Annotated in this window: 23 protein-coding genes; 4 read left to right on the top strand and 19 right to left on the bottom strand. The window is 45.5% G+C overall.

Going from position 1 to position 22,244, the window contains the following annotated elements:
• Window positions 1–7 precede the first annotated feature (7 nt).
• The 16 genes from BM243_RS07635 to BM243_RS07710 form a co-directional block, all read right to left on the bottom strand.
• On the bottom strand, window positions 8–991 hold the full coding sequence (locus BM243_RS07635) for an AIR synthase family protein (RefSeq protein ID WP_074911785.1): 984 nt from the start codon (window positions 989–991) through the stop codon (window positions 8–10).
• Between the two features lie 120 nt (window positions 992–1,111).
• Window positions 1,112–2,551 (bottom strand): Asp-tRNA(Asn)/Glu-tRNA(Gln) amidotransferase subunit GatB, encoded by a 1,440-nt coding sequence (gatB, locus tag BM243_RS07640; RefSeq protein ID WP_074911786.1) that lies wholly within the window; start codon window positions 2,549–2,551, stop codon window positions 1,112–1,114.
• Window positions 2,552–2,561: 10 nt separating this feature from the next.
• Window positions 2,562–4,010, bottom strand: coding sequence for an Asp-tRNA(Asn)/Glu-tRNA(Gln) amidotransferase subunit GatA (gene gatA / locus BM243_RS07645; RefSeq protein WP_074911787.1), 1,449 nt, complete (start codon window positions 4,008–4,010; stop codon window positions 2,562–2,564).
• Entirely contained in the window at window positions 4,011–4,310 is a 300-nt protein-coding gene (gatC, locus tag BM243_RS07650) for an Asp-tRNA(Asn)/Glu-tRNA(Gln) amidotransferase subunit GatC (RefSeq protein ID WP_031577468.1), read from the bottom strand.
• A gap of 99 nt (window positions 4,311–4,409) precedes the next feature.
• Complete coding sequence (locus tag BM243_RS07655) at window positions 4,410–4,712, bottom strand: hypothetical protein (protein ID WP_074911788.1); 303 nt, start codon at window positions 4,710–4,712, stop codon at window positions 4,410–4,412.
• A complete protein-coding gene (ligA, locus tag BM243_RS07660; protein WP_074911789.1) occupies window positions 4,705–6,711 on the bottom strand; it encodes an NAD-dependent DNA ligase LigA in 2,007 nt (668 codons plus the stop codon). Before ligA ends, BM243_RS07655 begins: the two co-directional genes overlap by 8 nt.
• A gap of 69 nt (window positions 6,712–6,780) precedes the next feature.
• Window positions 6,781–9,015: a DNA helicase PcrA gene (gene pcrA / locus BM243_RS07665; RefSeq protein WP_074911790.1), complete on the bottom strand. Its 2,235-nt coding sequence runs from the start codon at window positions 9,013–9,015 to the stop codon at window positions 6,781–6,783.
• A 356-nt stretch (window positions 9,016–9,371) separates the two neighbouring features.
• Window positions 9,372–10,094 (bottom strand): pseudouridine synthase, encoded by a 723-nt coding sequence (locus BM243_RS07670; RefSeq protein ID WP_074911791.1) that lies wholly within the window; start codon window positions 10,092–10,094, stop codon window positions 9,372–9,374.
• Window positions 10,095–10,192: 98 nt separating this feature from the next.
• Window positions 10,193–11,533, bottom strand: a complete 1,341-nt coding sequence (locus BM243_RS07675) for a glucose-6-phosphate isomerase (protein WP_074911792.1) — start codon at window positions 11,531–11,533, stop codon at window positions 10,193–10,195.
• Between the two features lie 89 nt (window positions 11,534–11,622).
• Complete coding sequence (locus BM243_RS07680) at window positions 11,623–12,135, bottom strand: SprT-like domain-containing protein (protein ID WP_074911793.1); 513 nt, start codon at window positions 12,133–12,135, stop codon at window positions 11,623–11,625.
• 21 nt (window positions 12,136–12,156) lie between these two features.
• Entirely contained in the window at window positions 12,157–12,408 is a 252-nt protein-coding gene (locus tag BM243_RS07685; protein WP_083422708.1) for a metal-sensing transcriptional repressor, read from the bottom strand.
• Between the two features lie 109 nt (window positions 12,409–12,517).
• Entirely contained in the window at window positions 12,518–12,772 is a 255-nt protein-coding gene (locus tag BM243_RS07690) for a metal-sensitive transcriptional regulator (RefSeq protein WP_074911795.1), read from the bottom strand.
• Window positions 12,762–13,067: a rhodanese-like domain-containing protein gene (locus BM243_RS07695; protein ID WP_074911796.1), complete on the bottom strand. Its 306-nt coding sequence runs from the start codon at window positions 13,065–13,067 to the stop codon at window positions 12,762–12,764. The genes BM243_RS07690 and BM243_RS07695 overlap by 11 nt, the downstream gene beginning before the upstream one ends.
• 2 nt (window positions 13,068–13,069) lie before the next feature.
• A complete protein-coding gene (locus BM243_RS07700; RefSeq protein ID WP_074911797.1) occupies window positions 13,070–14,719 on the bottom strand; it encodes an FAD-dependent oxidoreductase in 1,650 nt (549 codons plus the stop codon).
• A gap of 2 nt (window positions 14,720–14,721) precedes the next feature.
• Complete coding sequence (locus BM243_RS07705; RefSeq protein ID WP_074911798.1) at window positions 14,722–15,015, bottom strand: rhodanese-like domain-containing protein; 294 nt, start codon at window positions 15,013–15,015, stop codon at window positions 14,722–14,724.
• A gap of 204 nt (window positions 15,016–15,219) precedes the next feature.
• Complete coding sequence (locus BM243_RS07710; RefSeq protein WP_074911799.1) at window positions 15,220–15,780, bottom strand: helix-turn-helix domain-containing protein; 561 nt, start codon at window positions 15,778–15,780, stop codon at window positions 15,220–15,222.
• A 395-nt stretch (window positions 15,781–16,175) separates the two neighbouring features.
• Here BM243_RS07710 and BM243_RS07720 point away from each other — a divergent pair, with 395 nt between their 5' ends.
• The 4 genes from BM243_RS07720 (at window position 16,176) to BM243_RS07735 (ending at window position 20,169) form a co-directional block, all read left to right on the top strand.
• A complete protein-coding gene (locus BM243_RS07720; RefSeq protein ID WP_074911801.1) occupies window positions 16,176–17,168 on the top strand; it encodes a leucine-rich repeat domain-containing protein in 993 nt (330 codons plus the stop codon).
• Window positions 17,169–17,461: 293 nt separating this feature from the next.
• Window positions 17,462–18,106 (top strand): sigma factor, encoded by a 645-nt coding sequence (locus BM243_RS07725; protein ID WP_074911802.1) that lies wholly within the window; start codon window positions 17,462–17,464, stop codon window positions 18,104–18,106.
• 58 nt (window positions 18,107–18,164) lie between these two features.
• The gene (locus tag BM243_RS07730; RefSeq protein ID WP_074911803.1) at window positions 18,165–19,484 is read left to right on the top strand and encodes an anti-sigma factor domain-containing protein; all 1,320 of its coding nucleotides are present in this window, start codon (window positions 18,165–18,167) and stop codon (window positions 19,482–19,484) included.
• A gap of 82 nt (window positions 19,485–19,566) precedes the next feature.
• Window positions 19,567–20,169 (top strand): TetR/AcrR family transcriptional regulator, encoded by a 603-nt coding sequence (locus BM243_RS07735; protein WP_074911804.1) that lies wholly within the window; start codon window positions 19,567–19,569, stop codon window positions 20,167–20,169.
• An 82-nt stretch (window positions 20,170–20,251) separates the two neighbouring features.
• On the opposite strand, the gene BM243_RS07740 is transcribed toward BM243_RS07735, so the two are convergent.
• Genes BM243_RS07740 through BM243_RS07750 form a run of 3 tightly spaced genes read right to left on the bottom strand, consistent with a single transcriptional unit; the run spans window position 20,252 to window position 22,147 of the window.
• Window positions 20,252–20,917 carry an ABC-2 transporter permease gene (locus BM243_RS07740; RefSeq protein ID WP_074911805.1) on the bottom strand — a complete coding sequence of 222 codons (666 nt, stop codon included), beginning with the start codon at window positions 20,915–20,917 and terminating at the stop codon, window positions 20,252–20,254.
• Window positions 20,914–21,771, bottom strand: a complete 858-nt coding sequence (locus BM243_RS07745; RefSeq protein WP_074911806.1) for an ABC transporter ATP-binding protein — start codon at window positions 21,769–21,771, stop codon at window positions 20,914–20,916. The genes BM243_RS07740 and BM243_RS07745 overlap by 4 nt, the downstream gene beginning before the upstream one ends.
• Window positions 21,764–22,147, bottom strand: coding sequence for a GntR family transcriptional regulator (locus BM243_RS07750; protein WP_074911807.1), 384 nt, complete (start codon window positions 22,145–22,147; stop codon window positions 21,764–21,766). The genes BM243_RS07745 and BM243_RS07750 overlap by 8 nt, the downstream gene beginning before the upstream one ends.
• Between the last annotated feature and the right edge of the window lie 97 nt (window positions 22,148–22,244).

Raw genomic sequence — 22,244 nt, forward strand, 5'->3', positions numbered from 1 at the left:
ATCAAAATTATTCATCATACATCTTATATATCTCATCCCGAAGAGGTGCCTCCACTTGGAGCTCTATACTGCCGGACACAAGAGACGCTCCTTCTTCTGTGATTTCTCCAATGACTGTGGCTTTAATTCCTTCCTGTGCCAGGAGGCTCAGCGCTTTTTTCTCATCCTCCACGGTAATCAGCATGCTTCCGGAGGAAATGAGCCTCAAGGGATCCAGGGAAAAGCGGGCACAAAGCTTCTTCGTCACTTCTGTTACAGGCAAGAGCTCCTCAAACACCCGAAAGCCTTTTCCCGATGCTTCCTTCACTTCCCACAGCGCGCCCAGAACTCCACCTTCTGTAATATCATGCATGGAAGATGCAGCTTTTCCCATGAGGCTTCCCTCTGGCAGTACAGATAAAGCGTGTGCATAGCTTCTAGCTTCCTCATATTCATCCTCTGTGAGAACCTCCAATGCCTGCTTCTTGAAATCAGATGCCAGGATGGATGTACCTTCCAGTCCTAAGGTTTTGGTCACAAGGATTTTGTCTCCCGCTTTCGCTCCACTGGTCCAAGTCACTTTTTCTGAGCGGTTCATGGTACCCAGGGCAGTGACCGATACCACCATGCGGTTCACAGCGTCCGTCACTTCAGTATGACCTCCAAGGATCATCACCTGATGCTTCTTGGCTTCTTCCGAAATCTCTCTCATAACGGTTTCGATATCGGAAATCTCTGCGCTGGGTGGTGCAAGGATGGTCACCATGATGCCCAGAGGCTTTGCTCCGGTGGTGGCAATGTCATTGATATTGATATGGTAGGCAATGTGCCCGATGTTCTCTGAAGCCGCCGTCACAGGATCTGTAGACAGAATGAGCCTTCCCGCTTCCAGGGAGACCACAGCGCAGTCTTCTCCAACGCTGCCGCCTTTCTCCACTTCCTTACGGACTGCTCCCTGATTCTCATGAAGGAGCTTCTTCAGCACATCCCAGTTGAGTTTTCCAGTGTTCATCTATATCCACCAAACTTTCCTTAGTTTTACAAATCTCTTTTCATTTTATCACAGAGAGAAAGAAAGAGAAAAGAATCATAACACGTCAAAGAGCCTGGGCTTCCCCAGGCTGCTTCTCATTTACTGTATTCTTCTGTCCAGCTCTTCTTGCACCAGTTTGTTGATGATGGCAGGATTTGCCTTTCCTTTGGTGGCCTTCATGGTCTGACCCACAGCAAAGCCCATGATTTTGGTTTTGCCGTTTCTGTAGTCTTCCACCACATTGGGATGGGCATCCAGCACTTTCTTCACTTCGTCGAGAATATAGCCCTCATCACTGTTCTGAACCAGGCCATGCTCCTCCACGAGGACCTTAGGATTTTTTCCTTCACTCATCATGAGCTCCACCACTTTTTTAGCGATGGCTGTGGAAATGGTTCCTTCCTTAATAAGCAGGAGAAGATCGCTGAGATCCTGTGGGCTGAAAGGAAGGTCCTTCGCCAGGATATCCTTTTCGTTCATGAGCCTAGAGATGTCTCCCATGAGCCAGTTGGATGCCCCTTTGGGATCCTTGGAGATCTTTGCGGTCTCGTCAAAGAAGTCCGCAAGACTTTCTTCCAGGGTCAGCACCATGGCATCATACTTCGGAATGCCATACTCTGCCACGAAACGTTCTTCCTTCTCATGAGGCAGCTCTTTGATGCTGGCTCTTATTCCTTCAATCCATTCCTCACTGATCTTTAAGGTGACCAGGTCACCTTCTGGGAAGTAGCGGTAGTCATTGGCCATCTCTTTGGAACGCATGACCACGGTCTTCTCTTCTGCCTCATCCCATCTTCTAGTCTCCACTCGTAAGGTTTCCCCTTCCTGCAGAGCTTTCACCTTACGGTCAAACTCATAGCGGAGGGCTTTCTCCAGAGCTTTAAAGGAGTTCATGTTCTTGATTTCTGACTTCACCCCTAAGACTTCTGTGCCTTTTTCACGGATGGAGATGTTGCCATCGCAGCGCAGGGATCCTTCTTCCATCTTCACGTCTGAAACACCTAGGGAGAAGAGGATGGACCTTAGCTTTGTCAGATACTGGGTCGCTTCTTCTGGAGTTCTTAAATCAGGCTTTGAGACAATTTCAATCAGCGGAACACCGGAACGGTTGAAATCCACCAATGTGCCGTTTTTGGAATGGAGCTGCTTTCCTGCATCCTCTTCCATATGGATTCTCTCGATGCCGATTCTCTTTTTACCGCTTTCTTCGGTTTCCACGTCAATATATCCCTCATAGCAGATGGGAAAATCATTCTGTGTGATCTGATAGTTTTTAGGCGCATCGGGATAAAAATAATTCTTCCGGTCAAAACGGTTCATCCTGTTGATGCTGCAGTTCAGCGCCAGTCCTGTTTTGATGGCTTTATTGACCACTTCCAGGTTGATTCTTGGCAGCGCGCCAGGAAGCCCTAGACAGACTGGACAAACATGGGAATTGGGCTTTCCGCCGTACTCTGTGGTACATCCGCAGAAAGCTTTGGTTTTTGTGGATAATTCTACGTGGACTTCCAGTCCGATGACTGCTTCATAATGCTTCATGAGGCACCTCCTAAAGGGATTTTGGGGACAGCGTAAGAGACAGGGCCTGTTCCACCGCATAGGCGATGTTCAGGATTTCCTGTTCCTTAAAGTAGTCTCCCATAATCTGAAGTCCCAGCGGCAGCCCGTCCACATGACCTGAAGGCATGGAAAGAGCCGGAATGCCGGCGATGTTCACAGGCACGGTATAGATGTCGTTGAGATACATCTGAAGGATGTCCTCTTTATTGTCTCCAATCTTGAAGGCTGGAGTAGGCGTTGTTGGAGAAATGATCGCATCATAGTTCTTGAAGATGCTGCTGTACTCCTCCTGAATGAGCTTTCGCACTTTCAGTGCCTTGGCATAATAGGCATCATAGTATCCGGCGGACAGCACATAGGTCCCCAGCATGATTCTTCTTTTCACTTCAGGACCAAAGCCTTCACTTCTGGATTTTGCGTAAAGGTCCATGACATCCAGAAGATCTTCTGCTCTCTTTCCATAGCGGACTCCGTCAAACCTTGCGAGATTTGAGGAAGCTTCTGCTGAGGATACGATATAGTACACAGCTAAGGAATAGTGTGCCAGGTTAAGATCAATAAAATCCACAGTGGCGCCCAGATCCTTCAGCACCTCGATGGTCTCCATGAGGTTTTTACGGACTTTCTCATCCAGGCCTTCTCCAAGAAAATCCTTGGCGATGGCAATTTTCTTTCCTCTGATGTCTTTATTGAGACCTTCATAAAGATTGACGGTTTCTCGTTTGTTTGTTGTGAAGTCCATGGTGTCATGGCCACTCACGGCTGTGGTGAGAAGCGCCAGGTCCTTCACATCCCGGGCAAAGGTTCCCACCTGATCCAGGGTAGATCCGAAGGCGGTGACGCCATATCTTGAAATATTGCCATAGGTAGGCTTCAGGCCCAGAATCCCGCAAAATGATGCCGGCTGTCTTACAGACCCGCCTGTATCTGTACCCAATGAAAGGGGCACTTCCATGGCTGCCACAGAAGCTGCGGATCCGCCTGAGGATCCGCCAGGAACTCTTTCCAGATCATGGGGATTTCTTGTAAGCTGATATGCACTGTATTCCGTGGAGGAACCCATGGCAAATTCGTCCATGTTGAGCTTTCCAAGGATTACCGCACCTTCTTCTTTCAGCTTGGTGGTCACCGTGGCGTCATAAGGGGCAATGTACCCTTCCAAAAACTTCGATGCACAGGTATTCTGCATCCCCTTCACGGAAATATTGTCTTTGATGCCCACTGGAATTCCACCAAGAAGGCCCTCCTTGTTTCCTTTTTCATCAAAAGCTCTGGCGCTCTTTAGGCTTTCTTCCCGGTCCACATAAAGAAAAGCACCTACTTTATCTTCCACCTGATCCACTCTGTCCAGATGGCTTTTTACGATTTCTTCACTGTTCACTTCGCCCTTTTTCAGAAGCTCTTTAAGCTCATGGGCTTTTAGGCTGTATAATTCCATCTACGCTTCCTCCCGATCAATGACACTGGGCACTTTCAGGTAGTCTTCCACCCGTTCCGGCGCATTCATTAGAAAATCTTCTGAAGTGAGGGAGCTTTCCACCACATCTTCCCGATAAACATTTTCAATATAAAGCGGATTCACCAGCATCTCCACCGCATCGGTATCTACTTCATTCAGCTGGTCCACATATTTCAGGATGCTGTTGAGATCTTTCACAAGTCCCTCCGCTTCCTCTTCACTGACTCGAAGTCTTGCCAGCTCTTTGATATAATCCACGTCTTTTTTGGATACTGACATAGAGCACCTCCATAAATTTCTTTCCATAATCATGAGGAAGTTACAACCTGCTGTCATAACTTCCCCAAAAAACCTTCTATTATTTTAGCATAAGATGACTTAATATACACCTGCAAGGAGAAAAATTAACTGAATCAAGGCAAATACAAACGCAAAAGCGCTGTATCTCAAATAGCTGGGATATTTCCTGGAATTGAGATAGAACCGTATGCCCCAGATAAAAAGCCCAAAGAAAATGGACAAACTGAGGGGGAGATACGTATCAAATACAGGCCAGGAAATGATCCGGTTCAGGTTCAGCACTGTGAACACGAGAAGGAAAAGGATGACAATGAGCATAAACCAGCCCAGTCCGCCCAGAATCCATTCAGATTTTATTCTTTTCTTCTGATTTTCATCCATGGCTATCACCGCTCATTTCCAGAAATTCTGCTTCTGTGAGGGTTTTCACCCCAAGACTCTCTGCTTTGGTCAGCTTGGAACCGGCTTCTTCTCCATAGATCACATAATCCGTCTTCTTTGAAACCGAGGAGGTGACTTTCGCGCCAAGGCTTAACAGCCTCTCCTCCGCATCTTTTCTGGTGAACTGCGTGAGGGTTCCTGTGAGGACCACAGTCTTTCCAGTAAAAGGACTTTCTGTCACTACAGTATCCTCATACTGCAAGGTGACATACTGCAGCAGTTTTCCAATTTCTTCCCGGATTTCTTCTGATTGAAAGAAATTTAGAATACTTTCTGCCACGATGTCTCCCACATCCGGTACCTGTAGGAGCTCTTCTTTCGATGCCCTCATCACTTCCTCCAAGGTCTTGAATTTTGCTTCCAGATCCCTGGCGGTGGAAATGCCTACATTAGGAATACCTAAAGAATAGAGGAAGGCGTGAAGGGGCCGCTTTCTGGAGGCTTCAATGGCACTGAGAAGATTCTCCGCCTTTTTGTCCTTCACCTTGTCCAGACTCAAGAGGTCTTCTTTACTCAAAGTATACAGCCTGGAAAGCTCTTTCAGATCCAGCTTCTCAAAAAGCTGCTCTACGGTCTTCTCGCTGAGGCCTTCTATGTTCATGGCGTCTCTACCAGAGAAATGCACAATGCTCTTGATGAGCTGTGGTTTGCAGGACAAAGTGTTCTCACAGAAATAATGAGCACCATCCAGGATCAATGGCGTACCGCAGGAGGGGCAGTGAGAGGGTGGAAGGATCTCTTCCCTTTCTTTCTCGTCTTCTTCGTCTACAACTCCCATGATTTCTGGAATGACATCGTTGCTTCTTCTTACGAGAACGTTGGCCCCAAGATACACTCCTTTTCGCGCAATATCATCCATGTTGTTGAGGGTGGCTCTTTTCACCGTGACACCGGAAAGCTCCACAGGCTCCAGTACTGCTGTAGGATTCACCCGGCCGCTTCTGCCCACGTTCCATTCCACAGACAGAAGCTTTGTCACTGCTTCTTCCGCCTCGAACTTGTAGGCAATGGCCCAGCGGGGGAACTTGATGGTATATCCCAGAAGATCTCTGGTCCGCATGTCATCTATGGCAATGACCACACCATCAATATCAAAGTTTAGGGAGGAACGCTCTTCCTCAATTTCTTTGATATAGGATTCCAGGGTGACAAAATCGTCTGCTTCTTTAAAGTATCCATCGGTGAGGAAGCCCATTTCATGAATAAACGCAATCATATCCCGATAGGTTTCAAAGGGTGTCCCTTCTTTATACCCGATGTCATAGAAAAAAGCTGTGAGGTTTCTTCGCCTGGTCTCTTCCAGGTTGAGATTCCGCAACGCTCCTGCAGCACCGTTTCTCGTGTTCTTCAGCGGAACTTCAGCCGTCTCGTTGTAGACACGGAGGGCCTCTTTGGTCATCATGGCCTCGCCATGGATCTCCAGCACATCCTCTGAAGCAATCTTAAGAGGCACTGAATAGATGGTCTTCACCTGAGCGGTGACTTCTTCACCAAGTGCTCCATTACCTCTGGTCGCTGCTGTTTCAAGAATACCTTCCTGGTTGTAGGTAAGATTCACCGTGAGCCCGTCAAACTTCCGGGTGACAATATACTTTACTGGAGGCAGCTTGTTCTCATGGTCTTTGTTATACTCTTCCACAAAGGAAAGATTCCTCTCATGCCACTGGGAAAGCTCCAATAGACTCTGAGCCTTATCAAGGCTCCAGAGTTTCGCCAGATGCCTGTGTTTTGGCATGGCGGAGAGCACTTCATCCCCAACCCTCTGGGTGGGAGAATAAGACAGCCGGTATCCTGTTTCCTTCTCCAGAGCCACCAGCCGGTCATAAAGGGCATCATACTCTTTGTCTGAAATGCTTGGCGCATCCAGCGTATAGTATTCTTTGGCATAGACATTGAGCTTCTCCACCAGAGACTCAATCTCTTTTCTCAGATCTTCCATAAAATCACTTCCAAAAAGGAAAGAAAGACCGCAGGTCCTCTTCCCTTTACTCCTTTTCTTCCTATTTCTTTATGCAAGCTCCAGGGGAGCAATGGACAGCATCAGATTCTTGATGCCTTGGTTGTCAAAAGCGATGGTCACTTTCAGATCTCCCTTGGCGTCTGCTGTGGCCACTACGGTGCCCACACCAAACTTCGGATGTTTTACCTTGGCACCGGGTACCACATCCTCCTGACCGAGAACTTTCTTATCTGGAAAATCCAGAATCTTCTTCGCATCCTCCAGGGCTTTTTCCACATTATAGTCCACATACTTCATATTCTTATCTTTATATTTGATGGTATGGGGATTCACATCCCGGTGATGCACTTTCTTCTCTTCGTTGAGATGTTCCTTGATGTTCGATGGGATATCCAGAATAAAATCAGACACTGGGTAGGACACCATACGGCCAAAGACCATACGGTTCTCCGCATAGGTCATATAGAGCTCTTCCATGGCTCGCGTGATCCCCACATAGGCAAGTCTTCTGGCTTCTTCCATCTCATTAGGGTCCGTGAGACAGCTGGCACTTGGGAAGAGCCCGTTCTCAAGCCCTACCATGAAGACCACCGGAAACTCAAGACCTTTGGCGCTGTGAAGGGTCATAAGCGTCACACTGTCATCGGCTTCATTATACTGGTCCACATCGGACACCAGCATCACAGACTCCAAAAACTCCTGGAGAGATGGCTCCTCAGCCTTCATTTCATACTCCAGCACCACATTGAGGAATTCTTCCAGATTCTCCACTCTGGATTCATCTTCTGGATTTTTGGAGGTTTCCAGCTCCTTCATATATCCAGAGGTTTTCAGGATATATTCCACCAGCTCTGAAACCTTCATCTCCAGCTGTTTCTCGTTAAAATCCAGGATCATCTCTCTGAACTTCACAACGGAAGCCTGGGTTCCAGCGGCAAGCAGACTATACTCCTCCAGATTCATGATGGTGTCAAATAGACTCTCTCCCTGATGGTTCGCATTCTCCTGGAGCTTCTCCACGGTGGTGTTTCCAATTTTTCTTTTTGGCACATTGATGATTCTTCGTAAAGACACTTCATCAAAGGGATTGTTCACCAGGCGCAGATACGCCAGAAGGTCTTTGATTTCCTTTCTGTCATAGAACTTCAGCCCGCCGATGAGTTTATAGGGCACCGCTTCCTGCATCAGGATATCTTCAAACTTTCTCGATTGGGCATTGGTCCTGTAGAGCACCGCCATCTCCTTGTAGTTTCTTCCTTCCCGATAGAGCCTCTGCATCTCCCGGACCACAAAACGCGCTTCCTCAAAATCGTCATAAGCCCTGTAAATTTTGATTTTTCCGCCCTCATCCTTGGTTTTTTTCAGCGTTTTCTCTTTTCTGTCCCGGTTGTTTTTGATGACAGAGTTCGCCGCTGCCAGAATATTTCCCATACTGCGGTAGTTCTTTTCCAGCTTCACCACTTTGGCATCGGGAAAATCCATCTCGAAATCCAGAATGTTTCGGATATCCGCGCCTCTGAACTGATAAATACTCTGGTCATCATCCCCCACCACGCAGATGTTCTGGTGGTCTTTGGTGAGAAGATTGATGAGCCTGTACTGGGCATGGTTTGTATCCTGGTACTCATCTACCAGCACATAACGGAACTTTCTCTGGTACTTTTCAAGGATCTCCGGGAACTTCTCGAAGATCTCCACGGTTTTCATGATGATGTCGTCAAAGTCCAAAGCATTGTTCTGTTTGAGCTTTTTCTGATACAGAATATAGGCATCTGCTACTTTATTCATGCGGAAATGGTACTCATATTTCTTTTTGAAATCCACCGGATTGAGCAGGGTATTCTTTGCCGTGGACACATGAGAAATGGCTTCTTTCTCGGTGAGGTCCTTCTCATCCACAGAAAGCTCCTTCAGCACCTGCTTCATCAGAGACTTCTGGTCATAGCTGTCATAGATGGTGAAGTCCTTCTTGTAGCCTAAGGCTTCAATTTCTCTTCTGAGAATTTTAGCGCAGCTGGAGTGGAAAGTGGAGATCCACATATTGTCCGCAGTTTCTCCCACCAGAGAGCGCACTCTCTCTTTCATCTCACCTGCAGCTTTATTGGTGAAGGTGATGGCCAGAATCTCATAGGGCCTGATGTTCATCTCTTTCATCATATAGGCAATACGGTGGGTCAGCACTCGGGTCTTACCGGAGCCTGCTCCAGCAAGAATGAGAAGTGGTCCTTCTACGGTGGTGGTGGCCTCATATTGCTCTTCGTTCAAAAGTTTCTTTAAGTCCAAGGGGAATCCCTCCTTTTCTATCACTCATAATTATATCACAGAACCTGCTGCCTTATGAAGTTATAATTTGAACTTACGTTCTATTTTTAAATACAAAAAAACCTAAACGACAGGCGTTTAGGCTCTCAAAATCGCTGCCCTCTGATAATTGGGGGGAACCAGAGGGAGTAAAAGGCTTTCACAAGACCGATTGGGGGGTGGTCTTATGTCAATAAAAAGGGGCTATTCATCTTTTTATTTGTCCTTACAGATATGATTATAATGCTTTAAGCTGTTCATTTTCAACGGTTTTCCGTAAGTTTCAGAGGATGGTATTTTGAAACCTTTACATTTTATGAAACGCAATCTGTAAACCATTAACTATTTTCATTTCTGAGAAGTCTCAACTCTTCTTCGGTGAGTTCACGGAACTCTCCTTCCTCCAGATCCTCTGGAAGGGTCAAGGAACCGAAGGAGATTCTCTGAAGATACTCCACTTCATTTCCCCGGGCATGCCACATTCTCTTCACCTGATGGAATTTCCCTTCCCGAAGGGTCACATACACCTCACGCTTGTCCTCTTCTCCTATGGAAAGACCTGCCGGCATGCATTTGTAGCCGTCTCCCAGCACAATGCCTTTTTCGAAGGCTCTGATGTCCTCTTCCTTTGCCTCTTCTTTCAGATAGGCATAATACACCTTATCCACATGGTTTTTGGGAGACAGAAGCTTATGGTTCAGCTCTCCATCATTGGTGAGAAGAAGAAGCCCCACGGTATCTTTGTCCAGTCTTCCAACCGGGGCAGGGTCAAAGGATTTGTAATCAAAGGGCAGAAGATCCACCACCGTCTGGTCATGATTGTCAAAGGTGGCCGAAACCACCCCTTGAGGTTTGTTCATAAGAAGGTAGATGTATTTGCGGTAAAAAACTTCTTCTCCTTCAATGATGATCTTGTCTTCCTCCGGATCCACCTTGAGCCCCGGGTCCTTCACCAGTTCTCCTTCTACGGTCACCAGGTTCTTCTTGATTTTTTCTTTGATTTCTTTCCGGCTGCCATAGCCCATATTGGACAGCACCTTATCAATTCTTTCTTTTGGCATAACGTTTCCTCCTGCATCGCATCTGAGAAATCCCTACCTGTGATTTGAGAAAGGCCCGGAAATATTCTTCCGGGCCTTTCTTCCAGGTCTTTCGTCTCTTACAGTCTTTCTTCCAGTTCTTTCTTCAGCTTCTCATATCCAGGCTTTCCAAGAAGTGCGAACATGTTTTTCTTGTAGTCTTCCACGCCAGGCTGATCAAATGGATTGATGCCCAGCATGTATCCGGACACGGCATTGGCCAGTTCAAAGAAGTAGACCATATATCCAAAGCTCTTTTCTTTCTTATCCTTCAGCGTGAGAACGATATTGGGCACACCGCCGTCGATATGGGCCAGTAAAGTTCCCTTGAACGCATTCTTGTTGACTTCATCCATGGTTTTTCCTGCCAGGAAGTTCAGTCCGTCCAGATTGTCCTCGTTCTTCTCTATGGTGAAGCTGGAGTTCATTTCCTCCACGTTGATCACAGTCTCGAAGATGTTTCTTTTTCCATCCTGAATGAACTGTCCCATGGAATGAAGGTCCGTGGAGAAGTTCACAGAAGCTGGGAAAATCCCTTTTCCGTCTTTACCGTGGCTCTCGCCGAAGAGCTGCTTCCACCATTCAGAGAAATAGGTGAGCTGTGGTTCGTAGTTCACGAGGATTTCAATGTCTTTTCCTCGGTTATACAGCGCTGTTCTTGCTGCCGCATACGCGTAGCATTCATTCTCTTTCACAGAATCCTTCTGATAGTCTCCGTGAGCAAGCTTTGCGCCTTCCATCATTTCATCAATATCAATGCCGGCTGCTGCAATGGGCAGAAGTCCCACTGGAGTCAGCACCGTAAATCTTCCTCCCACATCATCCGGTACAATAAAGGTCTCGTATCCTTCTTCATTAGAAAGACTCTTGAGGGCTCCTCTTGCTTTATCGGTGGTGGCAAAAATTCTCTTGGCCGCCTCTTCTTTTCCATACTTCTTTTCCATATAGTCTTTCATCACACGGAAAGCCACTGCAGGTTCTGTGGTCGTTCCGGATTTACTGATGACATTGACAGATACCTCTTTTCCTTCCAGCATTTCCAGAAGATCATTGAGATAATCTCCGGAGATGTTCTGACCTAGGAAATAGATTTCAGGACCCTTTCTTTTTGCTTTGGGCAGTGCATTGTAGAAATGATGGCTCATCATCTCTATGGCTGCTTTTGCACCCAGATAAGATCCTCCAATACCAATGACCACAAGCACATCAGAATCCTTTCTGATTTTCTCCGCAGCTTTTTTTACACGGTCAAACTCCTCCTTGTCATAGTTCAGGGGAAGATCCACCCAGCCCAGAAAATCATTTCCAGGACCATTTTTTTCTCTCAAAAGTGTGTGGGCAGCCTTCACCAGAGGATCCAGATACTCAATCTCGTGGCTTCTCATAAATCCGTCCAGTTTCTTCAAATCTACTTTTAACATAGGGTTTGCACCAACCTTTCATTTCTTTGGTTTTAAATCATCTCTTTTAATAGTATACCATAGGGAATTATAGCATTTTTTGAAGGTTTCTAGAATACAGCTTCCTTTATTTTAATCTTCCCGTGACAGCAGGAGGATACTTTTGTTCTCACAATGCTTTTCACCGCATCTGCACGCCTTCTTCTGCCAATGGTTTTTCCGCAGCTTGCGCAAAGAAGAAGATATCCTTTCTTGGGGGAAAGCGCCACAAACTCCTTGAAGTACGTGTGGTCACTGATGCCAAGAGACCGACAGGCTTCCTTGAACACCGCATCATGATGATGATTCACCTGATCTCTCATGTTGACATAAAAATGGACAAATTCATGAAGAATCACCTGCTCCACAATCTCCCCGCTGTAGGTTCCATCCAGAAGCTTTGCTGAGAACCGGAAGGAATGGGGCTCCATCTTTCCGCCACGCATTCTGAAATAGAAGGATCCCATGGTTTTCTCCATCTTTGTGCTGATGACTACGGGCACCTCCTCACAGGGGAACCCCTCTTTCTTCCCTGTTTCAGTCAGGAGTTTTTTCACATCTTCCAGGGACCAGATTTTGTTCATATGCCACCTTCTTCGCCTCTGTTACTTGATTTTCAGAATCAGGTCCAAGGCATCTTCCAGCTGTTCTTTACCAACTTCTTCACCGTCTTTGATCATGCACTCCATCAGGTTCTCCGTGACAATGATGTGGATGATTTTTTCAACGCTGGCTTTTACCGCTGCCAGCTGTATGACCACGTCTCTGCATTCCCGCTCCTCTTCCATCATTTTAACGATGCCCCGAAGCTGTCCTTCTGCACGGTTGACCCGGTTGATTAGTTTTTTACGATCCACCAAAATATATCTCCTTTGTGTTTATTATTCTCTTCCCATTATATCAAATCCAGCGGAGAAATGGACAAAAAATGCACCTGAGGGGTATATTCCCCTTCGGTGCATTTTCTCATCTGCTTTTGAAAATCAGCTTCAGCGCCTGCTCTACTTTGTCCCGCTGGTCCTCGGTGTTTTCTTCTGCCACGCAGGTCATCAGATTTTCAGTGACCATCAGTGCAATGACCTTATCAATACCCGCCTTCACTGCGGAAAGCTGAGTCACCACATCCTGACAGCTTCGGTCTTCTTCCAGCATTTTGGAAATGCCCCGAATCTGACCTTCCAGTCTGGAGAGCCTGTTGATATAGCTTTTCTTATCTTCCAAAGATCACATCACCCCTGTACGCGGACATGCCTCCCATCACATTGACTACCTTGAACCCGTTCTGAGCCAGGTATTTCGATGCCATGGCGGATCTTGATCCGGAGAAGCAGACCACATGGTATTCTTTGCTCTTGTCGAGCTTTCCTAGACTTGTTGGGATTTCTCCCAGAGGAAGGTGCTGTGCACCTTCGATGTGGCCAGACTCAAACTCATCGTCCTCCCGCACATCAAGAATGTTCAAGTTTCCTTTTCTTAACAGCTGTTCAAACTCCATCATCATTACTGAATTAAACATACTTATATAATCTCCTCACTCTTTACCATACTATAAATATTGAATGCGCCAGACAGATTCATGGCCTTGTATCCTTTTTGTTTCAGCAGTCTTTCTGCCATATAGCTTCTCTGTGCACTGGCACAGCTGACCACAACTTCCTGATCCTTTGGAATCTCTGAAAGCCTTTCTCTTAAGCTGTTCAGCGGAATATTCACAAAGCCTCTGATGGCTCCGGCTCTTCTCACTTCGCTCTCGTCACGGACATCCAGAAGAAATGCCCCTTCTTCTCTCTTCTTCTCCAGCTCATGCCACTGGATACTGTCGGAGAAACCTTCCACAATGTTGGTGGCCGCATAGCCCAGCATGTTCACTGGGTCCTTTGCAGAACCAAAAGGTGGTGCATAGGTGAATTCGAGCTCCATAAGATCCTCCACCATGAGGTGCCCCTTGATGGCGGTGGCAATGATGTCGATTCTCTTGTCCACACCCTTTTCACCTACCCCCTGTGCTCCATAAATGGTGCCGTCTTCGGGGTTAAAAAGAAGCTTCAGATAAATACTGGTTGCCCCTGGGAAATATCCAGCATGGTCATTGGCTGTGACATGGACTGCCTTATAGGTCTTTCCTGCCATCTTCAGCTGTCTTTCATTTAGGCCAACAGATGCCCCAGATAGATTGAAGACTCTCACAATGGCTGTTCCGATGGAACCGCGGTTCTTCCTTCTATATCCACTGATGACATCAGCCACTTGGCGTCCCTGACGGTTGGCTGGGTTTGCCAGCGGTATCATGGTGTCTTCTGAAAGAATCTGGTTCTTGACGATGATGGCATCCCCCACCGCATAGACATCCTTCACGCTGGTCTCATAGGACTCATCCACAAGGATTCCACCACGCATACCAAGGGCAATGCCTGCCGTCTGGGCTAAAGTGTTTTCTGGAAGAACTCCCACAGACATGATGGTGAGATCACTCTCAAGCTTCACGCCATTCTGGAGCTCCACAACGTTTCCTTCATTGAGGAAGCCGCTGGCAGCAACTCCAGTATACACATCAATGCCATTTTTCTTCAGTTCTTTCTGAATGAACATGGCCATCTCTTCATCAAAGGGTGGCAGCACATGGGGTGCCATTTCTACTACAGAGACATGCAGTCCCTTATGCTTCAGTGCTTCTGCCATTTCTAAACCAATGAACCCTGCACCGATGACCACTGCATTCTTTGGATTCTTCTCTTCAATGTACTTTGTCACAGCATCCACATCGGGTACATTTCTCATGGTGAACACATTCTTCGCTTCCTGAAGACCCGGTGTATTGGGAACAAAAGGTCTTGCTCCGGGAGAAAGAATCAGCTTGTCATATGTGAGAGCATACTCCCCTTCCTCACCTCGTACATGGATCTCTTTCTGATCACCATCAATGGCTACAGCCTCGGAGTTTACCCGAACATCCAGATTGAATCTGGCTTTCAGTCTGTCTGGGGTCTGCACCAGAAGGTTCTCTCTTTTCACGATCTCACCGGATACAAAATAGGGCAGTCCACAGTTGGCAAAGGAAACATAGGGTCCCTTTTCCAGTATGATGATCTCCGCATCTTCCTGCAGTCTTCTCAGCCTTGTTGCCGCTGACATTCCACCTGCTACGCCACCTACAATTACAATTCTCATGTTTACTTCCTAGCTCCTTTCCACATCATCATACCACCCTTAACATTGGTGGCATCTACGCCCATCTTGGTGAGCTTTTTCGTTGCCTGGGTGCTTCTTGCGCCTGATGCGCAGATCACATATACCGGACCTTTTCCTGAATAGCTGTCAATGGTTCCAAGGGGCACATTTTTTGCTCCAGGAATATGGCCGTTTTTGAACTCATAAGGCTCTCTTACATCAAGGATCACCGGTTTCTCTTTCAATACACTTTGAAGCTCATCGGTGGTGACAGATTTGATTTTTGTAAAAAACATTCTTCATTCCCCTTTATCTATATCTTTTAAATTCTACAGTTTCACGCCAAAAGGATACCCCCTCCCGGCATATTGAATAATACCATAGGGGGGTATCCTTTGTAAAGACCATTTTTTAAAAAAAGTAAAAAGAAACCAAAAAAAGAAGGGGTCTCCCCCTTGAACTACCCCTCATAGAAATGAGGAGGGTTCTTTCTCCATGGACTAAAAAATCCATAGGATCAGCGCTGCAGAGCCTCCACCCACAAGAAGGCCTCCAAGAACCTTATACACGGTTTCTCTTCTGAGTCTTTTCTTTCGCTCCACCGGATCCATGGGGTCCATTTTTCTTCCTTCCATGAACTCCAAGATCTCTTCATAGGTCTGCACCTGATGCATCTTCTTTTCTCTCTCCACCAGAAGCGACGACGCAATCATCAGCAGGGCAAAGATCACCAGAGGAACCATAAAATAAGCACTCACCCGTTTCACAAAAGGCATCATAGATACCATAAGCACAAAAAACAGTATCATGGCATAGCTGCCCCATTTCATTTTTTCACTGACCACTTTTTCTTTCATTTCTTCCACATCTCCTTTAATCAGTTCATCCAAAGAGATGGAAAAAATCTCAGACAAAAGCAATAGACTCTGAAGATCCGGATAGCTCTTCCCATTTTCCCAGCTGGAGATGGTCTGCCTGGACACATACACTCTCTCTGCAAGATCTTCCTGGGAAGATCTGATTTTTTTCCGGTTCATCCGTATCTGTTCACTGATGTTCATGTTCATTCTCCCTTCTCGTTGAACTCTGTTTTCAGGATACTTCTATTGTACTATTTTTGCTGTCAAAATCCTTTGAAAACCTTGGAAAAACCTGTGTCAAAATATCTTTACACCCCATTTTTCTCAAGATTTCGGGACTTTTTATCCAAAATTCCATTTATATGGGACACTTGAATCCTCAGTCCATTTTCTCTCGCTCCTTTTGTAGAGTCCATATCCGACCCTATACGCTTGTATCCAGAAGATCTTTCTCCATCATAACAGATGCATTCTGACGGATTTTTATCAGAGTATATTCTAATTGTATTTTCATTATCAAAATAGTACACTAAATCTAAGAAAATTTGGAGTCCATGGATGATACCGTGTATATCCTGAACCGAGGAGTGAATCATATGACAACAAAAGAAAAGAAATGGATGCTGCCTTTCCTGCTGATACTGACCTTACTGATCACCGGATGCGCCTGTGAGAAGACAGAGAACCCTGGCACTCCCGGCACAGCGCCTAATGAAGAGTCCCCCTCCACTCCGGAGGGAGAAGGAGAAAACGAGGAGAGCCCGGCTCCCTCTGAAGACACCCCTGTGGTGTTCTCCAATCCTTTTTTCGAAGAGAAGATCAAAGAGGAACTGGGTAAAGACACCATTCTTCAGAGCGATCTGGACACCATCAATGGTTTCGCAGTATCTGCGGACGAGTTTATTTTCCTTTGGGGAGAAGGACGCCCCCAAAAGAGCATCATCCACTTCAATGAGGATGAATTCGAATATGAAGATGTCCGCTACAAAGGCTATGGCACATTGACCTCCCTGGAAGATCTGAAGCACTTTAATAACCTGAAAACCCTGGCCATTACCCTTCAGCCGGATATTGATTATGCGACTCTACCCGAAGAGGTCCTGAAAAACCTCACCACCCTGTGGATTTATCAAAGTAAAGTGACTGATATGTCCTTCCTCACGAAGGCAGAAAACCTCGGAGTACTAAGAGTCAACACCAACAATGTGACGGATCTTACCCCGGTGAAAGACCTGAAAAACCTGAAAAGACTCATTATAGACTGGAATGCCGTGGAAGATCTAACTCCTCTCACAGGCCTCACCGGACTCATTGAATTCAGTGCTTACGGGAATAAAATCAAAGATCTGTCTCCTTTGTCAGGACTCACAAGTCTGGAAACCCTGTCTCTCTATGACAATGAAGTGGAGAATCTGGAGCCTCTTACCGCTCTCACGAACCTGAAAGAGCTGGAAATGATTTCCAACAACATCAAAGACGTCTCCCCCCTAAAGGACTTCACTTCCTTCGAATCTCTAAGGCTAAACGGAAACCCCATTGAAAACATAGAACTTCTCAGCCATATTGAGGCTCTGGAGTTTCAGCCCTGATCCCTTTCTCCGGAAGCTGTGTACTTCACAGCTTCTTTTTTTTGCGGTGTCCCAAGGGAAAGTGATGTCAAGGGGGAATAAATCTTGAGGAAGTTCAGCCTTCCCATAGATAATATACTATTTTCTTTGTATACTTAAGGTAAGCTCCATGTTTTTTCGAGAAATCCCTTACACACTCACTTTTCCAGAAAAAATATGGCGATCACATGGAAAGGAGCCCAAGGTCTTTATTTTGAGTCTCTATTTCACTACTGTTTATAGTAAATGCTCAATTTTAACCTTGGATATCGACGATGATGGAACTGGATCAGCGGGTCATAACTCTTCAAAAAAGCTCTTCCCTAGAGAAGGAAGACTTCATAAAGGAATTCACTCCTTTCATACTCTCCACAGCCTCCCAAAGAATCGGCAGATATGTTGAGGTGGAGAATGACGAAGTTTATTCAGTGGCCCTTCAGAGTTTCTATAAAGCCATTCTGAGCTTTCAGGAGGAGAAAGGACACTTTCTTCCGTTCGCAAAGCTTCTCATAGAAAGAGATCTTTTAAACCATCTGAAAAAAGAAAAGCCCTTGGAACCTTCAGTGGAAGAGATTCCTTTCGCAGAGCCTCAGGAAGAGCTTCTTGATCATCTTCTGTTGAAAGAAGAAATAGCCATATTTGTAGAGAATCTAAACCGGTTCGGTATCCAGCTGGAAGATCTGGTGGATCTTGTACCAAAGCATCAGGACACCAAAGAAAAAGCAAAAACGTTAGCTTTTTCCCTGTCAGAAGATGAGGATCTCATGAATATCATCTTTAAGAAATATACACTGCCCATGACCAGGATCTCGTTGAAGTATCAGATTTCACGTAAAATCCTTTATGGTAGCCGGGAATATATCCTGAGTATTCTGGTGGTTCTGAAAAATAATCTGACACTTCTTCATAAATGGGTCTAAGTTGTACCCTAAAAATAATCACTCCTTTGTATTTATATAACAGAGGAGTGATTATTTTATGTTGGAAGGAATTGTTCTAAAAGTAACCAGTGAATACTCTATCGTCAAAACCAAATCTGAATACCTGAGAATCTATACGAAAAATTTCATGGAACCAGGACAAAAAATATACTTTACAAATGAAGACATTATTCATACAACTGCCGCTAAAAAGAAGCCCGCTTCTTACCTTCTGCGCTATGGTGCTGCAGCGGCTCTGGCTGTCCTGCTTCTTTCTTCTCCACTTTTTGAGAAAAAGAGTGCATATGCGGCAAAACTTCTTGTGGAAGTCAACCCCAGTATTCTTCTTGAACTGTCCCAGGATGGTCTCGTAGAAGAAGCCCTTCCTTATAATGAGGATGCTTCCTTGCTTCCTCTTGACCGTTACAAAGACCTTCCCGTAGAAGAAGCCATCGAAGAAATCCTTCAGGATGCTGTGAATGAAGGACTTCTCAATCTGAATGATGAGGAAGAAGACTTTGTGATTCTCACAGAAATACTCTCCTCAGAGGAACGGATCTCGGAGGAAATATACGCCCAGCTGGAAGAGAGAGCCCTTCTTGGTGAACTGCTTTCTGAAACCAGCGTTGTGTTCACCACAGCCTCTGAAGACCTTCTGAAAGAGATGCAAAATGAAGGAAAAGCCCTTGGTCTCATGAGACTGAGAGAAGAATTCAACCTTGGACCCGATGAAAAACTCGGAGATTTCTTTAAAGACCCGGTAAGACGGGAAGCTTATAAAGAACAGAAAAGACTTCTAAAGCGCGATTCTTTAGAAGAGGATGAGACTCTTATAGAGGACCTTCCGGAAGAGATTGAAGAGGCCTTCAAAGAACAGCTTGCCCTCTTCAAAACATCCATCGATGAAGTGAAAGCAGCTAGAAAAGCCTACCAGGAAGCCAGAAAGTCTGGCGATGAAAAAGCCATAGAGGATGCGCTTACCGCATTGAAGGCGGCAGAAGAAAAGAAAGCACAAATGGAAGCGCTGAAAGATCAGCTGGAACAGGCGAAACTACCAGAAGAAAACTCCGAAACCCCTGAAGAAGATCCGGAGAACACTGAACCTACTACAGAGAAACCTGGCAATAATGGTACTGTACCGGTAAAACCAGAAACACCTGGTAACAGCGGAAACTCCACTGGTAAACCTGAAGCTCCAGGAAAAGAAGAGAATCCGGAAACACCCTCAAACTCAGGAAAGAAACCGGAGCAAAATCCTAACTCCACCGGGAGTCAAGGAAACCCTCCTGTAGACAACAAACCAGAAAAACCTGGAACACCCCCATCTGACAATAACGGTAAACCACCTGCCAAAGATGCACCAGGTAAAAACAAATAAAGATCTCTCAACCAGCAGAGTTCATATTAAGCACAAGGCGATTTATGCTGTACGAGATGACACATCTAGGGAGGAACGAACGATGATTTACGCAAATACCGATAAAGAAATCATGGATGAAATCAAGAAGAAAGCCATCGAAATCTTTGCGGCTAAAGGATATGCAGCTACAAAAATCTCTGATATTGCAGACAGCCTTTCCATATCCCGAGGCCCCATTTATTACTATTTCCAGGATAAATTCGGACTGTATACTTCAGCCTACAATCATTTTGAAGAAGAGCTGATGAAAATCCACAAGGAAATATTCAGTACGAAGGATGATTTCCAGACCAAAATGGAGCGTCTGATTTTTGAGTTTTCCAAGCACATCTCTCTCTTTGGGCACAATTTTTTCTTCCGGATCAAAGAAATTCCAGAACTTCATGAAATCAATGTACGTTACGAAAAGATGAACACTCTCTTCTACGAAGAAAAATGTGCCCTCATCAGAGAGGAGCAGGAAAATGGAACCCTCAGCACATCTCTTTCTCCAGATGAAATTGTGAAAGGTGTTTATCTCATTTATCTTGGTATTTTGGAAGCCCTGAACTCAGAACTCTTGTCAAGAGATCAGGAAGAAGAGATCAAAGATTGGATACATCTTCTCTTTGAAGGATTACATAAGAAAATGAGATCAAATTAATTGCATCGTATAAAAACCATAGTACTTCTTCAGGGAAGAAGAAGTACTATGGTTTTTCCTTTGTGATTTACTATTTTTACTCCTAGAAGGAGCGCTTCTCATAGCCTTTTAAGGAGAACAGGACAGAAGCGCCCTGTACGATGCTCCATACAAGAAAAGCAAAAAGAAGCACAAGACCAAAAGACTCCCGGAAGAAAGTCTCAGCATTCAGAAGAAAAGAATGTGGCACCTTATCGAGAAAACCAGACAAAACCACAAAGACTCCGCCAAGGAGCATAAAAGGCAGGTACGAAACCGTCTTGGCTTTCATATAGCCCAGCTTGAAAAAAAGCGGAAACTGAAAAGCCTGCATCAGACTGAAGATCAGGAACAGCCCCAGCAACATCGCCACTGCTTCTTTAAACTCAAAAGGCAGTGACAGCAAAAGAGATAATAAGAAGGACAAAAGCAGACCAAAAAGGATACCGATGAGATTCATGGAAAAAGCCCACAGATATCTTCCTAGAACCACTTCCTTTCTGGTAAGTCCAAGAATCCGATAAAGAGGATCTATGCCGTTCTGCTCCCCCACCGCAAAAGGATAACTCAGATAAATGGTGACAAAGACGCTGACAATGGACAGTGGAATCAGAGTGTTCTTGTTGACAAAGGCGAGAAAAAAAGTGACACCTAGCACAATGAGCAGATTTTTCATCGTCAGATAAGGTTTTATGGTTTTATAGTCCAGCACTGCTACTTTAAGAATCATGACTTATTACCTCCCCTATGAAAGTAGATGATGAGTTCATCCAATGAGACAGGTTCTACCAGAATCCCTTTTGGAAGGTCCACAGCTTCTTCCTTCTTCACAAGTGCTTCAAACCCCACACTGTTTTTCTTCAGTCCGATGAGATGGACATGGGATAGAAGAGGAAGATCAGAAAGGCCTCCTTTCAGAAGCCCATAGGCTTCCATCAGGTCTTCTTTAGGACCCGCATAAAGAATTTCTCCATGAAGAATGAATACGATATAATCTGCAATGGATTCCAAATCCTTTGTAATATGAGTAGAAAACAGAACACTATGGTTTTCCTCAGATACAAACTCCTGCAAAAGTTCACAGATTTCTTCTCTTGCCACAGGGTCCAGACCACTGGTGGGCTCGTCAAGAATGAGTAGCTCTGCTCCATGGGATAAGGAAATGGCAACCGAGAGCTTCACCGTCATACCTCTGGACAGTTCCCGGACTTTCAAAGACTTGGCAATGCCAAACCTGTCCAGAAGGCTTTTGAATCTATCCCCATCCCAGGCACTGTAAAACGGCATCACTGCTTTCTCTACATCCGTAATGGTCCAGTCTTTCACAAGATACGGGGTATCCATGACAACGCCTACCTTTTCCAAGGCAGCTCCCCCTTCTTTCACCTTTTCCCCCAAGAGCTCAATGGTACCTCCATCAGGTTTCAAAAAAGATATGATGGATTTGATGGTGGTGGTCTTTCCTGCTCCATTGGGTCCGATAAATCCTGTAATATAGCCCTTGGGCACTTCAAAAGAAACGCCTTTCAATGCAAAGGAAGGGTAGGTTTTTATAAGGTTTTCTACTTTTATCGCATTACTCATTCTTTTCCGCCTCCATTAACGTTTGAATGATCTCCATAAACTCCGTATCATCCAGATTCATCTTCTCTTTGAGTGCCAGAGCTTCAAAAATCAGGTTCTCCATATTTCCCATGAGCTTTTCATGGACCAGCTCCTGATTCTTGGGCAGCACATAACAGCCCTTTCCCTGAACGTTCACCACATATCCTTCTCCCTCCAGATCCTTATAAGCTCTGGTGGTGGTAATGACGCTGACTTTCAGCTCCTTCGCCAGCTGCCGGATGGACGGAAGCTGTGTGTCTTCTCTCAGCTCATCGGAAAGAATGGCATCGATGATCTGCAGTTTGATCTGTTCATAGATCGGTACAGTAGACCGGTTTGATATGATGATTCTCAAAGCTTCTCCCCCTTTCACTATATACACATATATACAGTAATACCAGTATGAACTTTTGTCAATAGAAAAACCTCACTCCATATTTTAAAGTGAGGTT

Origin of the sequence: Proteiniclasticum ruminis, assembly GCF_900115135.1 — a bacterium.
Lineage (GTDB): Bacteria > Bacillota > Clostridia > Clostridiales > Clostridiaceae > Proteiniclasticum > Proteiniclasticum ruminis_A.

What these genes read in the sequence shown, in the direction of transcription:
- BM243_RS07695 (WP_074911796.1), bottom strand. Translation starts at nt 13,067, where the DNA reads ATGTTTAATTCAGTAATGATGATGGAGTTTGAACAGCTGTTAAGAAAA.
- BM243_RS07725 (WP_074911802.1), top strand. Translation starts at nt 17,462, where the DNA reads ATGATGGAACTGGATCAGCGGGTCATAACTCTTCAAAAAAGCTCTTCC.
- gatC (WP_031577468.1), bottom strand. Translation starts at nt 4,310, where the DNA reads ATGTCAGTATCCAAAAAAGACGTGGATTATATCAAAGAGCTGGCAAGA.
- BM243_RS07745 (WP_074911806.1), bottom strand. Translation starts at nt 21,771, where the DNA reads ATGAGTAATGCGATAAAAGTAGAAAACCTTATAAAAACCTACCCTTCC.
- BM243_RS07655 (WP_074911788.1), bottom strand. Translation starts at nt 4,712, where the DNA reads ATGGATGAAAATCAGAAGAAAAGAATAAAATCTGAATGGATTCTGGGC.
- BM243_RS07740 (WP_074911805.1), bottom strand. Translation starts at nt 20,917, where the DNA reads ATGATTCTTAAAGTAGCAGTGCTGGACTATAAAACCATAAAACCTTAT.
- BM243_RS07675 (WP_074911792.1), bottom strand. Translation starts at nt 11,533, where the DNA reads ATGTTAAAAGTAGATTTGAAGAAACTGGACGGATTTATGAGAAGCCAC.
- ligA (WP_074911789.1), bottom strand. Translation starts at nt 6,711, where the DNA reads ATGGAAGATCTGAGAAAAGAGATTGAGTCTCTGGTGGAGAAGCTCAAT.
- BM243_RS07670 (WP_074911791.1), bottom strand. Translation starts at nt 10,094, where the DNA reads ATGCCAAAAGAAAGAATTGATAAGGTGCTGTCCAATATGGGCTATGGC.
- gatB (WP_074911786.1), bottom strand. Translation starts at nt 2,551, where the DNA reads ATGAAGCATTATGAAGCAGTCATCGGACTGGAAGTCCACGTAGAATTA.
- BM243_RS07680 (WP_074911793.1), bottom strand. Translation starts at nt 12,135, where the DNA reads ATGAACAAAATCTGGTCCCTGGAAGATGTGAAAAAACTCCTGACTGAA.
- BM243_RS07735 (WP_074911804.1), top strand. Translation starts at nt 19,567, where the DNA reads ATGATTTACGCAAATACCGATAAAGAAATCATGGATGAAATCAAGAAG.
- BM243_RS07730 (WP_074911803.1), top strand. Translation starts at nt 18,165, where the DNA reads ATGTTGGAAGGAATTGTTCTAAAAGTAACCAGTGAATACTCTATCGTC.
- BM243_RS07720 (WP_074911801.1), top strand. Translation starts at nt 16,176, where the DNA reads ATGACAACAAAAGAAAAGAAATGGATGCTGCCTTTCCTGCTGATACTG.
- BM243_RS07700 (WP_074911797.1), bottom strand. Translation starts at nt 14,719, where the DNA reads ATGAGAATTGTAATTGTAGGTGGCGTAGCAGGTGGAATGTCAGCGGCA.
- gatA (WP_074911787.1), bottom strand. Translation starts at nt 4,010, where the DNA reads ATGGAATTATACAGCCTAAAAGCCCATGAGCTTAAAGAGCTTCTGAAA.
- BM243_RS07705 (WP_074911798.1), bottom strand. Translation starts at nt 15,015, where the DNA reads ATGTTTTTTACAAAAATCAAATCTGTCACCACCGATGAGCTTCAAAGT.
- BM243_RS07710 (WP_074911799.1), bottom strand. Translation starts at nt 15,780, where the DNA reads ATGAACATCAGTGAACAGATACGGATGAACCGGAAAAAAATCAGATCT.
- BM243_RS07635 (WP_074911785.1), bottom strand. Translation starts at nt 991, where the DNA reads ATGAACACTGGAAAACTCAACTGGGATGTGCTGAAGAAGCTCCTTCAT.